We start from the raw sequence: 13,938 nt of genomic DNA, 5'->3' as shown, positions 1-13,938 counted from the left end.
ATACCCGTTACTCAAACAAATTTTTTTCGTTTATCATTGACGAAAAACCGGAACACAAAGCCCAAAACCAGTTGAGGGTTTCATTAAGGAAAACAGCGCTGACTCCATCATCATAAACAAAGTCATAAACCAGGCGCATCCGACCTTCCCCATCTTCCGCCTGATAATAGTAAGCTTTCCCCAAGACTTTACCCGCATTGAATTCGTTGGCGACAACAATCGCAACTGATTCGTCAACCTTCAGGTTGCCACCCCACAAGGCTGAAATTTTCACCATTTTCTTGTCTGGGTAAACATATACGTATCCCTTATAATTTCCATCCGTGACAAACAGATCACCATCCTCATCTATCCGTCCAAGATTTTTACCCGACAACAATTTCAAGATATTTTGAACCGTGACTTCGCTTCCCTTCAATCTCTTGTTTGAGTCAAACGCGACAGCACGATTCCCCGGCTCAACAATAGCAGGCTGACCTCCGCCATATGATGTCGTAGAATGTCCCGATGCGGCAAATACCAATGCAGCAGATATCAACAAAAATATGGCAAACTTTTTCATAGCCTTTCTCCTACTCTGTCAAGAATCCATTTTTAAGAGTGGCATTTAGCATTGGCAGGCACTGTTTCAAATCTTTGAACGAATCTAGCTGGCAAGACGAGCATTTACTGCCGGACTTACCGCAAAATTTCGGGATTCCGCCGCCATATGTCACATACGATTCGAAGTCGTCATCCTGCTGGCAATCACATTTAAGCATAAAACCCTTCTTGAAAACTATCAGGAACTCTTCTGACGCTCCACGAGAGCACATTCCATGTTGAATATTCTGCCATACTGAGAAATCTTTCCGCTCAACAACCGATTCGTAGTAGCCTTGGCCTTCACCGCCAAAGTCTTCGCACTCATCTGCTGCAGAGCCACCTTCGACACAGCGGACGGACATGGCTCCCTTCTTGCTGTAATTGTTCTTGTCGCTCTTTTGCGCCTTGAAGCTAAAGTAGGCATAGTTTCCCTTGTCCTTGCTCGCCGAGCCATCCGTCCAGAAATCGGCGCGGAGGCCTTCGAGTTCGTATTTTCCCTTACTGTTACGGAATCCGGCCGGCTGCACCTGAAGCGTCTTCTGGTAGTCCGCATCGCTCAGGGAATTCCAGTCGCTTTCCGAGGCTATCCTCCATCCGTCCGGGCAGGCGTTCTGAGCCGCATCGAACGTGTAGAGGCGACCGTACAGTTTGCAATTGGACTCGTCGTCATCGTAGCAGAAGCTGTTCTTCGTCTTGAAGTTCAGGTTTTCGGCCAACCACTTCGTGCCCCCTATCTCGACGACCTTGTACATTTGGCCGTCACGGGAATCGGTTAGCGACTCAGCAATTCCGCTCAAAGCCGCCACAAGAACAATCACCGTAACCAAGGGAATTCTTTTCATACCGATTTACTTTTTTAACGTTTTTTCTTTTTAGCCTTGGTCAAGATATCGATAACCTGGTTACGGTACTTCTGCTGTTCCTTAGTTTCCATCGGGAGATCCCTTGCCTTTCTCATCGCCGAATCATCGACAATGGCACCGCCGCTAATTAGCACCTTGATGATATCGATGGGCTTTGCGAATTCCAAGGCGACATTTAAGGGCTTCTCCCACCAAGAATTCGTCGGTTCAGCGTGGAATCCGTTCTTGAGCAACGTAATCAGCACACGGTGATTGTCGTTGTTCCTGACCGCAATCCTGACGAGAAGATTCTTTTCCGCTTCATTGTAGCCCTGCGCCATCCCTGCGCCCAGCAACAGCGAGACAACTTCGGGGCCATTGTTCGCCACGGCGTCCTGCAAGGCATCCCAACCGTTATTTTCGGAGTCGCGGGCATCGATATCGGCCCCTGCTGCCATGAGCATTTTAGCGAAGGCCGGATTTGAATTAAACTTGGCGGCCATCAGGAAGGGAGTCATTCCGCTCTTGGTTTGCGCATTCACAAAAGCGCCCTTCTTGATGAGCACCTGCATGGCCTTGAGGTCCCTACCAAACAACGCCACCGCATGAAGCGGGGTCCAACCGTCGTCACCCTTGACCTCGTTCACATCAGCACCGTCCCTGATAGCATCGAGAACCATCTTTTCGGTCAGATTCGAGTCTGCACAGAAGCCAACAAAATCCCCACGGAAGGGAGCACGTGCACCGGCCTTCTTCAACATATTGATGATATTCGAGTTTTCCTTGTATTGAGCAAACTCAAGAAGCGTAAACCCACCCTCACGAACAACATTCACGTTTGCTTTCGCATTAACAAGGACACGAACCATATCTTCGTCGGAATTGTCCACAGCAGCGGTCAACGGGGTTGAGTCATCACTGCCGCAATTCTGGTTGACGTTCGCCTTTGCCGCTATAAGGGACTTCACGACAGCGGCGTTTCCTTCCTGATATGCCGCAAGGCAAAGCGGATTTGTAATCGTGCCATCGTCACGACGGATTTTTCTGTTCACGTCCGGCTTTTTCTTGAGAAGCAAATCAACTATTTCCTTGTTTTTATAAACAATAGCGAATTCAAGAGCATTGATTTTCCCGCCATTCTTAAGCGTTGCCACATTAGTCTTGGGATCATACCCCGCTTGCAAAAGGGCCTGGACAATGCCCACGTTCCCTTTTTCAATAGCAACCCGCATCGGGTCAAAATGTTCGCCGTTCCAAATTAAGTTGTTCAAATCCACCTTGGCCTTGAGGAATGCCTGTATCACAAAAATCGGAGATTCTGCCCTAATGACGTCCGCAAACACGGACTGAGTCTTATCCATATTAATGTACCCGTTCGGATCCAAGCCTGCCTGCAAAAGCATTACGGCCATCGTATCACCAACCGGGATCTCTTTATTGGACCACACCAAGCCCCAGAGGGGGACTGCCGCATAGGCCACATCATTAGGATTGACCCCCGTCTCAAGGATGTCCTTCAGTTTGTCCGTGGATCCTTGAGAGATAATGACATCCGACAATACAGATATCTGAGACTTGCCTCGTGGCTTAAAAAAGGCAAGCGCAGGCTTGGCTCCCGCCGCAAGCAAGGTTTTCACGACATTCTGCCTATTCGTAACTCCAAATGCATATCCAAGAGGCATGGCACCGTCCAACGCAATATCATTGACCAAAGCACCCTTCTCGATTAGCTGCCGGATGATTTCATCCTGATTTTGAGCAAGGTCGGAGTTCAGTTCCGCCTCGTCGCTGCCTTCTTCAGCATCCAAATACTCATGTTGCAAAGCATAGTGCATAATGCCGCGTCCGCGATGATCCCACCTCTTGACGTCGGCACCTTGCGAGAGCAAATAGTTAAATGCCTTGAGGTCACATTCCTTCGCGGCCATCATCAGGAGTGTCGCTCCTTCGGCATTCCTGATGTTGTCGATTTTTTTGTCTTTCAACATTTCGCCGCACTTGTCCATGTTAGAACGATTGAAGCAGGCCTTCGTAAACTCCTCGAAGTTCTTCTCGAGCTTCGCGGGCACAAAGTCCTTGCATTCACCGTCCTTTGCAATGAACTGAGGAAAGCGATTCTTTTCCTCATCGAAACAGCTGATGAAGGCGTCCAGCTGGGGTTCAAACAAGCCACTCTTGGGCTGCTTGTCTTCCGCAACCGCCTCCTTAAACAATTTCAAGCACTTATGGTGCTGCTTGAGCCATTCACCGCGTTGAGCCGCACAATCTTGAGCAAAAGCGTGCGAGGCGAAGGCCGCGACAAGCACAACGGCAAAATGTCGAAAGCGCATTTTTATTCCCCTTGCTTTTCGTTGTCCTGAGAATCCTTAACAAGCGCCTTTTCCAAACGCTTCAACGAACGCTGGAGCGAGAAGAGGGCCAGGGCGATGATAATGATGAGAATCGCGAGGAATCCATCTTTGACATATTCCTTGCCCTTCGGGACAAGTTCTTTCTGCGATTCGGCACGTTCGTTGGCTTCACGCAGAGCCTCTTCCCTCTCCGCATTGTAGTCGCGGAGAAGCCTGTAGTTTTCGGCCACACGCTCGTTCGTTTCTGCAAGGAACGCTTCGTAGAAACAAGTCATGTTGTAGTAGAAGTCCGAACCTACATGCAGCTGAGTCATGGAAAGGAACTTATCCGTAGCCTTGTGCCATTCGTCCCTTGCATAGCCATTGACCTTGTAGGCAGGATTGGCCTTGAATTCCTTCTTGAATTCCTTGTATTCAGGCATGCCGACCTTGAAGATCATGGCAAACTGTTCATAGCCAGCATCACCCGCGATCAGTTCTGCGCCAAACTTTGCATAGGTTTCGTCGCTCACATAGTAGAGGTTCAAGAAATCCTTGTATGCAGAGCGGGCCGTCCTGAACGTCTTGAGACGGTCCTGCCCCGGAGCAAGTTTCACGAGCCTGAGCAACTTGTCAAATATCGGGCGACCCGTTTCGGCATTCTTGAGCATGAAATCGGCGAACTGGTCGAAGAGCTTATCCACATCCATGGTAATGGATGCATCCGCAGCGTTTCCAATAATACCATCGATAGTTTCCCAAAGGGTCCAGAGTTCCTCGACTTCAGCCACGCCTTCGAGCCAATTCAAGGAGGTTTTCAAGATAGCGGGGCGGACCGCGACCTGGTAGCGCATCAGGCGGTCTGCCAAATTGTCCGCAGTCACCTGCTGGCTCACACTGTCAAACGGATAAATTCTCTGCAGCTTGGCATGAATCTCGGCACCAGCCTTGGTGTCGATCTGGCCACTGACATAGCAGCGGGAAGGATAAATCCAATCACCGAAATCACCGTATTCGTAGTGACCTTCGCTATGTTCGCATATCAGCTTCTTGCCGGGACGGGTGAGCTTCACGGAAGGCATGGCCTCCTGGAGCTTTGCAAGAGAGACATCCGGCGGCAGGGCCTCGGACTCTTCATCGCCTTCGCGAGAAACAACACGGCGAGCAGCCGGCTTTCTGGCACCCGAGGTCCTTGCAGGTTTCATATTCTGAGCACATTCCTGAACCTGCTGTGCTGTCACTTCCTGCTGTTCAACCATCTTGGGCGCAGACACGCTACGCTTGATAACCGGAGTCAGGCCCCAAATAACCATAATTACGCCCACAATGCAGACGATTATGGCAACCGCCGTGCCGACATGCCCCACAATATGGGTTGCCGGGAAATCGTACTTTTCCTCGATCTGGGTCAGGCGGTCCGTGCTCTTGGGCTTCAGGTTCAACCATTTTTGGTTAATCTTGCCAAAGAAACGGCAGATAGCTGCAACGAATTTATTGTTTTTCATAGGTCATCCTTTATTAACATATCTTTTCAAAAAATATAAAAAGAAATTTACAAAAACGCGTCAACGAAAAAAAAAGGCAACATTTCGTTGTTATTCTCTCATTTTTACGAACAACCAGCCCGTCAAAATCCATCAAAACGTCATTTTTTGCACCTTATCAGCAGATTTTGACCTTCATGGACTACGACATCCTCCTTTTATATATATTGCGGACGAGGAGAATTATGTTTAGAGCCTTATTTATTTTATTGGCCACGGCAGCATTTTGCTACGCCCAAGCAGGCGCAAGCGTCGAAGTTCCACCATCCATTTTCACATCCGATTCCCTGGAAGCGGAAAGATTGGCCCTAGAAACCCGAACAGATTTCAACGAGCACTACCGTAACCTGATCGAGCAAGAGAAGAAGGATATCAGCCACAAGACAAATCTCGCCATTCTTGGCGGAATGCTAATTGGCGGCGGCGGGGTCCTTACCGCCATGTACGCCAAAGACGGATTCGATTCCGATGGCCAGGAATCGCTCAAAGAGGCGCTAAGAACGGAACTTTTCATCGTTTCTATAGGTTTAACAGCCGTCGGAGTTGTGGGCCTCAGTTACAACCTATACGCGCTTTTCAACAAGGACGGACTCTACAATCAGTTGGAATCATACAAAAAAGCGCACGAAATCTACAAACGCAGGCGCGACGAACAACATAACGGCACAAAGCTCACCCTCGCACCAACGTTCAACATAGCCAACTCCGCGGCGGGGATGAACATGCTAATCCTTTTTTAAAAAAGATTTCATTTATCTCCATGCTTTGCGACTTTATTATTTTTAGGCAAAAGGTCGCATTATGAAAAAAACATTCGCATTTTTGTTTGTTGTCGCAATCGTCTGCTTTGCCCAGGACCGTCACCAGATGGGTAGCAATTACTACGCCTACCCCACTCCGACTGCTAAATACACCAAGGCACCCGCAGGCTACAAGCCATTTTACCTGAGCCACTACGGCAGGCACGGCAGCCGATTCCACCAGCCGGCCGACCACTATCATGCGCTGTACAATACGCTCGCCAAGGCGGATTCCTTAGGCAAGCTCACGGACCTCGGCAAGAGCCTGCTTGAACGCGCCAAGTTCCTGGACGAATACGCCGCCCCGCGTGCAGGCGACTTGACCCAGCTCGGCGTGGCCCAGCATCAGGGAATCGCAAAGCGCATGGTCAAGAACTTCCCTGAAGTTTTCAAGAATAACGCCTATGTAGAAGCCTACGCCAGCACCAGCGTACGCTGCGTCGTGAGCATGGCAGCATTCCTCGAAGAACTGCATGCGCTAAAGCCCAAGGTCGAAATTCACCAGGAATCGGGCAAGTACCTGATGAGTTTCATCAGCCCGCTCGACTTCGGGAAAATCATCGGTGAATCGAACACCCCCACCTGGCAAAAAGAAAACGAAAAACTCTACAGCCACGTGAATCCGACTCGCATGATGCGAACGATTTTCAATGATTCCAACTACATCCAGAAGAATGTAGACGCAGGCGACCTTTTCAGCAAGATTTATGAAATCGGCAACAGCCTGCAAGGTAGCCCCGAAATCGAATTCAACTTTGACGACCTGTGGACCGAAGAAGACCTTGCCGCTCGCTGGCATGCACAGAACGCCTGGTGGTACAGCGTTCTCGGCAACAATCCATTCGCCCAAAAACAGGGGCTCGACAACGCCCGCCCGCTCTTGAAAAACGTTCTGGATGAAGCCGACAAGGTGATTGCTGCCGACACAGCCAAAACAGACAAAACCGCAGGTAAGAAGCCCGCGAAAAAGACCACAGCGACGCTCCGCTTCGGCCACGATACGGTGATTTTCCCGTTTGCAGTGCTTTTACAGCTAGAAAACGGCACGCAGAACACCGGCATCGAAACCGCAGACATGGAAAACCTGCACAAGGTCTGGCGCGACTATGAAATCAGCCCGATGGCCGCCAACATACAGCTCGTATTCTACAAGTCCAGCAAGAAGGGCGCCCCGATTTTAGTGAAAGTGATGCTCAACGAAATCGAGCAGAAACTGCCCGTGACATGCGATACAGCAACAGTAAAGAACTGCCCCGCCACCCCGTATTACCGCTGGGATGACGTCAAGGAATCTTACGGCAAGATTGCAACGGGCAAATAACCTGCGACTGCCTGTATAAAGGAAAATCCCTCGCATCGGCGAGGGACTTTTTATGTTTAATGTTTCTGTTGTACTTGGTCTTGTCGCGGACGATTCTTGTCCGTAACGTGGCTCCGTTCTGGGAGCCGTCTATGCGTAGCGTTCGCATTCTTGCGCTTTCCGTTGCGGCATCAGCAACCTTGCCCGCTGCTTTCGCTCTGTTTTTAGCCATAGGGGCCTCCTTGAGGGGGAAATATAAATTATTTTTTAGGACATGCAAAGGATTGATATGAAAAAAGCATATTGCGTTCTGTTTTCCGCCCTACTGATGGTCGCCTGCGGCGACGACAATTCATCGTCTGCAGATGACCAAGAACTTTCGTCTTCTTCAGAAGAAGTTGCTATCGAATCATCTTCGGACGAAAAAATCGTTAGTTCGTCTTCTGAAAAAAAGGAAGAACAGAATTCTTCTTCAAGCGTTCAAGAAGCAAATTCTTCTAGCGACAAGGGGGAATCTTTGCCTTCGGATGACGGCTGGATTACCACAATAAGCATCGACCATTTTTCTTTCTTTGATGAAGAACATCTCAGGTACTATTTCCTCGAAGAGGAATGCGATTACGATTCCGCCACAAATTCTTTCAAATGGATAGCGGAAGACTACACGGGCGTTTTTGACAGGTACGACGTGTCGCCAACTATGTTCCAATCCGAATATGGCGGAGACTCGCTTAGATATATGATAGACCATTCCTTCGGATTCAAGATGTCTAATGACACTCTATACGAATGCGATTACATCGGAGACTCCTGCGAAACCATAGAAACCGCAACCGTATACGTCGGTACTTCCAAATCCATTTTTTCAACATGGGAATGTGTCGGCAGAATCTATCATGGAATATATGCTGAGATTCCTTCCAACTATAAAATCACCCTTACACTGACTCCTAAGCAGAGAAGCATAACAACCCGCAGCAAAATCACAGGATCAAGCTACACACCCGAACCACGACAATATTGCGGCGTCATCTATGATTTATTTAATGACGAACAAAAAGAGGAATCCTGCAATAATCAACTTCAAAAAGTCCAGGAACTTCCTACCGACACAGTCTTTATAAGCAAAGACTTGTGGATTGTCGCCAAGGATTTAAATAAGGCCGACATTTCCGTAAACAACCAAATCTTCGAGGTTTCATTCAACCACACATTAGAGATGGCCCCCACGCAAATTTCAACATTCACTAATCAAATAACCTTTCAAGGAATCACCTGCGCCTGGTGGCAAAGAAATGTCGAAATAACGCAAGAGTACTGCGAAAACGGCGACCACAGCCAAGATTTCGTCGAAAGCGAATACAGCAACATCCATCGAACATTCATCAAACAACTTCAAGGATCCAGCGACAACGAGAAAGAATTCGATGAATGCATCAAGCAATTTAATTTGAAATAAAAATTGAGTCTTGATTTAACGCAAAATATCCGCCGTCATGGTTTCAAACGCCTGCTGCTTGCAGTTTCGGGCGGGTTGGATTCCATTTGCCTGGCGCATTATTTCATTGTTAACCGCGAAGTACTCGGCATTGAATGGCTCGGAATTGCACATGTGCATCACGGGCTGCGCGAAGGAACAGCTGACCGCGACGCCGCTTTTGTCGAGACGTTCGCGCGCAAGTATAACGTTCCGTTTTTCTTGAAAAAGTTGGATGGCGAAGCGTTAAAAAGTGCCGAAAGTTCGCTCGAAGAAAACGCACGGGACGCAAGGTATAAGGCGCTGGTCGAGATTGTAAATGAAATTGGAGATTCCCGCCTGCGCGGAAATGACAATAAAGGCATCATCGTCACGGCGCACCATGCGGGCGACCAGGCGGAAACGATGTACATGCGCCTCCGCCGCGGCACGACACTCGCCGGATTGCGGGGAATCCAATCGCTGCGGGCGTTAGACTCTATTGGACACGGCACATTTCACACTACACACCTCATCTACCGTCCTTTCCTTAACGTCACCCGCGAGGAACTGCTCGCCTACGCCCGCGAAAACAACCTCACCTGGTGCGAAGACGAAAGCAATGCCGACGTGAAATTTGCCCGCAACAAGGTACGGCACGAACTGTTGCCCCTGCTGGAACGGGAGTCCCCCGGCGCGACAGCACAACTCTGCCGGATTGCGGAAATTGCCGACAGGGCTTATGCGAAGGTGATGGAAAAATGCGATACTCTTTTCTCCGGCGCGCTTTGCAAGGAGCCCCTTGTAAAGGAGATTCCCACCTTGGTGGCCATGCGCACTAAACAACAAGTTGTTAAGTGCTGTCCGCCCGCCTACGCGGGGATGACAAGTAAGGAGGCCAGGATTGTTCAAAGCATTACCCTGAACAAGAAGACGCTCCACAATGTGCTCCAGGCACACGCAAACGCCGACCTTTCCGAGATGTTCCGCCTGTGGCTCGCCGAGCAGGGTTTCCGCTTCCCCATCGGCTTCTTCTACAGCCCGAAAGAGCCTGCCCATGTCAAAATACCGCACCGGGCGGCCTACCGCAGGCGTTCTATCGTTAAAATCGGCCATACCATCAAGATTTGCGAATTTCGCACCCCCGAGGAAGCCCAGAAATTTGTATCTTGCGAGATGAAAGAAAAAGGATTATAATGAGCCAAACCAAGAAGCCCGCCTCCCCGTTCAAGAATCGGAACTTTATCATTGTTCTTATTATACTTGTCATGCTGTTCGTGATGTTCCCGCTTACCGGGCAGGACAAGGAACAAAACCTGACACGCACTGAATTCTTGGCCATGATGGGAGATTCCACCAAGGTCATTACCGAACTTTCGCTGCAGAAGACTCCCGACGGCATCATCATCGAGGGTGCCTACAAGCTCACTCCCGAAGAGATTGCCGAAGCGAACAAGAACAGGAGTCCCATCGCACGCTTCACGCGTTCCGACAATGCGGGTGACACCAAGCACTTCACGAGCCACATGCTCGAAATTTCCAACGATCAGATTACCGCCTGGGAAATGTTCAAGGGCGTGAAGGTGAAGGTCATCCACGAATCGACCACGTGGCTCGACACCATCATGGCGTTCCTCCCGGTCATTATCCTCATCGCGTTCTTCTGGATAATGACGAGCCGCCAGATGGGCGGTGGCGGCAAGAATCCGTTCAGCTTTGGCAAGAGCCAGGCAAAGATTATCGGCAATGACCCGAAGAAGAAGACCACGTTCAACGACGTGGCGGGTTGCGACGAGGCCAAGCAGGACTTGCAGGAACTCGTGGAATTCTTGAAGGACCCGAAAAAATACGATGAGCTCGGTGGACGAATCCCGAAGGGTGCTTTGCTCGTCGGGCCTCCGGGTACCGGCAAGACTCTCCTCGCACGCGCAGTCGCTGGCGAAGCGGGAGTGCCGTTCTTCAGCATGTCGGGTTCGGACTTCGTGGAAATGTTCGTGGGCGTGGGCGCAAGCCGCGTGCGCGACCTGTTCGAGACCGGCAAGAAGAACGCTCCGTGTATATTGTTTATCGACGAAATCGATGCCGTAGGTCGCCAGCGTGGCGCAGGCCTCGGCGGCGGGCACGACGAACGCGAACAGACATTGAACCAGTTGCTCGTGGAAATGGACGGCTTCGCTGCAAACGAAGGCGTCATCCTGATTGCAGCCACCAACCGCCCCGACGTGCTCGACAAGGCGCTGCTCCGTCCGGGACGCTTTGACCGCCAGATCGTGGTGGGACTGCCCGACCTCAAGGGCCGCGAAGAAATCCTGAAGGTGCACCTGAAGAAGCGCAAGGTACCTCTCGACAAGGACGTGGATGTATCGGCCATCGCGAAGGGAACGCCGGGACTTGCCGGTGCAGACCTCGAGAACCTCGTGAACGAGGCCGCCCTGCTCGCCGCGCGGTTCAACAACAAGAAGGTGACGATGCTCGACTTCGAGGAAGCCCGCGACAAACTCAGCATGGGTGCCGAGCGCCGCACGCTCCTGATGACCGACGAAGAGAAGCGCCACACCGCCTACCACGAAGCGGGCCACGCCCTCATGACGCTCCTGTGCAAGCACAGCGACCCGCTCCACAAGATTACGATTATCCCGCGCGGCCGCGCTCTCGGCGTCACGATGAGCCTCCCGGAACGCGACCAGGTGAGTTACAGCCGCGAGTACGCCGAAGAACGCATCATGATTATGATGTCGGGCCGCCTTGCAGAACTCATATTCTTCAACCACCAGAGCACGGGTGCAAGCAACGACATCCAGCGCGCCACCGAACTTGCACGCAAGATGGTCACGGAATGGGGCTTCGACGACGAAATCGGGCCGGTATGCTACAGCCGCACCGACGGCGAAGTGTTCCTGGGCCGCGAAATAAGCAAACCGAAGGAAATGTCCGAGATGATGGCCGAGAAGATCGACAACGCGGTCAACAGCCTCATCAAGCGTCTGGATGCAGCTGCACGCAAGCTCATCGAAGAGCACAAGGACAAGCTTATCGACCTCGCCGAAGCACTGTTCGAGTTTGAAGTGCTCGACCGCGAAGAAATCGACAAGGTCATGGCGGGCGAAAAGCTCACCGGCACCAAGAAGAGCCGCCAGTACCAGGCTCTCGAAGAGATGGCCGAAAAGAAGAAGCGCGAAGAGACGCCCCCGCCCGACCCGGGAAAGCAGCCGCCGGTAGCCCCGGTCGCCGATGCACCCGTTGCAGAAATCAAGCCCGCCCCCGCTGGCGGTACGACTCCGGCAAGCGACGGCGAAGCTCATTCAACTACAGTCGAACCGCACGAACAGGAAAACTCGTAGATGCTGAAGCCTGTCCTGGAACAAAGTCGCGCCCTCCCCTGGAAAGTCGGGAACAAGGTCATCCCCTGTTCTACACCTCTCGTGATGGGAATCGTGAACGTGACTCCGGACAGTTTCTTTGACGGCGGCAAGCACAACTCGCCCGAGGCAGCCTACGAGCATGCGGTATCGCTCCTGCAGCAGGGCGCAGACATTCTCGATATCGGTGGCGAAAGCAGCAGGCCCGGAAGCGCACCCGTAAGCGAGCAGGAAGAAATGGACCGCGTGTGCCCCGTCGTGGAAGCGCTCGCACAGCTTGCAAACATTTCGGGAGACCTCGACAATCCGGGTTCCCGCGAATTCTACATCTCGGTCGATACCGTAAAGTCGCGTGTCGCGCGCGAATGCATGAAACTCGGAGCGCACATCATAAACGACATCAGCGCCTGCGCGATGGACCCCGAAATGGCGGGCGTCGCCGCAAGCACCGGCGCAAGCGTGGTCCTCAACCACATGCGCGGAAACTTCGGCACCATGCAGCAGGATTTCAAGCCCTATGCGAACGTGGTCGCAGAGGTGCGCGAGGAGCTCTTGTCTCGCGCGGAAGCCCTCATCAAGGCAGGCGTCGAGAAGTCCAAAATTTGCATCGACCCCGGCATCGGATTCGGGAAGACCGCTCAGGACAATATCGACCTGATGAAATCCACCGAAGAATTCCTTGCGGAAGGCTACCCCATCCTCGTGGGAACTTCCCGAAAGTCCTATATCGGGAAGATTGCGGGCCTCGAAAAGAGCGACAGGCTCATCCCCACCATCACTGCAGGCATTATCGCAGTCCTCGGGGGTGCATCCGTACTCCGCGTTCACGACGTGCGGGAGACAAAAGAATCTATACTTTACCTGGAGGCGCTGAAGACCCATGGTACTGTTTAAACTTTTTGATGTCATAGACGTGAGAATGGCCGACATCCTGGACATTCTGCTCGTTTCCATCATCCTTTACTACGTGTTCCTGCTGTTCCGCGGCACTCGTGCCGTACAGATGATTGTAGGCGGCCTCCTGCTCATTGGCGCATGGCTCATCGCCCAGTGGTGGGAACTGCGAAGCATCTCCTGGATGCTCAGCAACCTCACGAGCATCGGCATTATCGCCCTCGTCATCCTCTTCCAGCCGGAAATTCGAAGTGCCCTTACGCGAATCGGCCAGACCATCAGCCGAGCCGACTTACGCCAGCTTTTCTTCCATTCCAGCGGCCTCGACGACGTAACGGAATCCATCACCAACGCCGTGCAGGACCTCGCGAAGAACCATGTGGGCGCGCTCATCGTGCTCGAAAAGCGCGTTGGCCTTCGCAACTACGAGGAGACCGGAGAAATTTTGAACGCACGAATCAGTTCGCGACTGCTTCGAGCACTGTTCTTTCCGAATTCGGCCCTCCATGACGGTGCTGTGCTCCTGAACAGCCATAGCATCGTCGCGGCAGGATGCATTTTGCCGATGCCAACCGGAAACGTAGAAGGCGATGCGGGCTACGGCATGCGCCACCGTGCAGCCAAGGCGCTCGCCGCAGAATGCGACGCCATGGTGATTGTCGTTTCCGAAGAGACCGGCGGCATTTCTATCGCCTACCGCAACAGCCTGCGCCGCAAGCTTTCCATCAAGGAACTTGAAGCCGAAATCAAGCGCCACTGGGCCGAACTCTTCCACGAAGAAATTGCCGTGCCCGAAAAAGTGGAAATCGAAGAATAGCCACCTCAAAC

Annotated in this window: 11 protein-coding genes; 7 read left to right on the top strand and 4 right to left on the bottom strand. The window is 51.8% G+C overall.

The window, feature by feature from the left end; all coding sequences use genetic code 11:
• Positions 1–7: 7 nt before the first annotated feature.
• The 4 genes from B2310_RS10975 to B2310_RS10960 are packed head-to-tail and all read right to left on the bottom strand — an operon-like array spanning position 8 to position 5,262.
• Positions 8–562: a YbjN domain-containing protein gene (locus B2310_RS10975; RefSeq protein ID WP_290731484.1), complete on the bottom strand. Its 555-nt coding sequence runs from the start codon at positions 560–562 to the stop codon at positions 8–10.
• Between the two features lie 10 nt (positions 563–572).
• Entirely contained in the window at positions 573–1,427 is an 855-nt protein-coding gene (locus tag B2310_RS10970; RefSeq protein ID WP_290731481.1) for an FISUMP domain-containing protein, read from the bottom strand.
• 14 nt (positions 1,428–1,441) lie between these two features.
• Positions 1,442–3,757, bottom strand: a complete 2,316-nt coding sequence (locus B2310_RS10965; protein ID WP_290731478.1) for an ankyrin repeat domain-containing protein — start codon at positions 3,755–3,757, stop codon at positions 1,442–1,444.
• A gap of 2 nt (positions 3,758–3,759) precedes the next feature.
• A complete protein-coding gene (locus tag B2310_RS10960; protein WP_290731475.1) occupies positions 3,760–5,262 on the bottom strand; it encodes a hypothetical protein in 1,503 nt (500 codons plus the stop codon).
• A gap of 176 nt (positions 5,263–5,438) precedes the next feature.
• On the opposite strand from B2310_RS10960, the gene B2310_RS10955 reads away from it, so the two are divergent.
• The 7 genes from B2310_RS10955 (at position 5,439) to cdaA (ending at position 13,927) form a co-directional block, all read left to right on the top strand.
• On the top strand, positions 5,439–6,041 hold the full coding sequence (locus tag B2310_RS10955) for a hypothetical protein (protein WP_290731472.1): 603 nt from the start codon (positions 5,439–5,441) through the stop codon (positions 6,039–6,041).
• Positions 6,042–6,102: 61 nt separating this feature from the next.
• Positions 6,103–7,422 (top strand): histidine-type phosphatase, encoded by a 1,320-nt coding sequence (locus tag B2310_RS10950; RefSeq protein ID WP_290731469.1) that lies wholly within the window; start codon positions 6,103–6,105, stop codon positions 7,420–7,422.
• Positions 7,423–7,675: 253 nt separating this feature from the next.
• Positions 7,676–8,860, top strand: a complete 1,185-nt coding sequence (locus tag B2310_RS10945; protein ID WP_290731466.1) for a hypothetical protein — start codon at positions 7,676–7,678, stop codon at positions 8,858–8,860.
• Between the two features lie 3 nt (positions 8,861–8,863).
• Complete coding sequence (gene tilS, locus B2310_RS10940) at positions 8,864–10,054, top strand: tRNA lysidine(34) synthetase TilS (RefSeq protein ID WP_290731463.1); 1,191 nt, start codon at positions 8,864–8,866, stop codon at positions 10,052–10,054.
• Positions 10,054–12,198, top strand: a complete 2,145-nt coding sequence (gene ftsH / locus B2310_RS10935; RefSeq protein ID WP_290731459.1) for an ATP-dependent zinc metalloprotease FtsH — start codon at positions 10,054–10,056, stop codon at positions 12,196–12,198. Before tilS ends, ftsH begins: the two co-directional genes overlap by 1 nt.
• Entirely contained in the window at positions 12,199–13,110 is a 912-nt protein-coding gene (gene folP, locus B2310_RS10930; RefSeq protein WP_173382609.1) for a dihydropteroate synthase, read from the top strand.
• Entirely contained in the window at positions 13,097–13,927 is an 831-nt protein-coding gene (gene cdaA, locus B2310_RS10925) for a diadenylate cyclase CdaA (protein WP_173365355.1), read from the top strand. The genes folP and cdaA overlap by 14 nt, the downstream gene beginning before the upstream one ends.
• The last annotated feature ends 11 nt before the right edge of the window (positions 13,928–13,938 follow it).

Origin of the sequence: Fibrobacter sp. UBA3629, from assembly GCF_002374005.1 — a bacterium.
Taxonomy (GTDB): domain Bacteria; phylum Fibrobacterota; class Fibrobacteria; order Fibrobacterales; family Fibrobacteraceae; genus Fibrobacter.
This window is presented reverse-complemented; position numbering and strand designations above follow the sequence as displayed.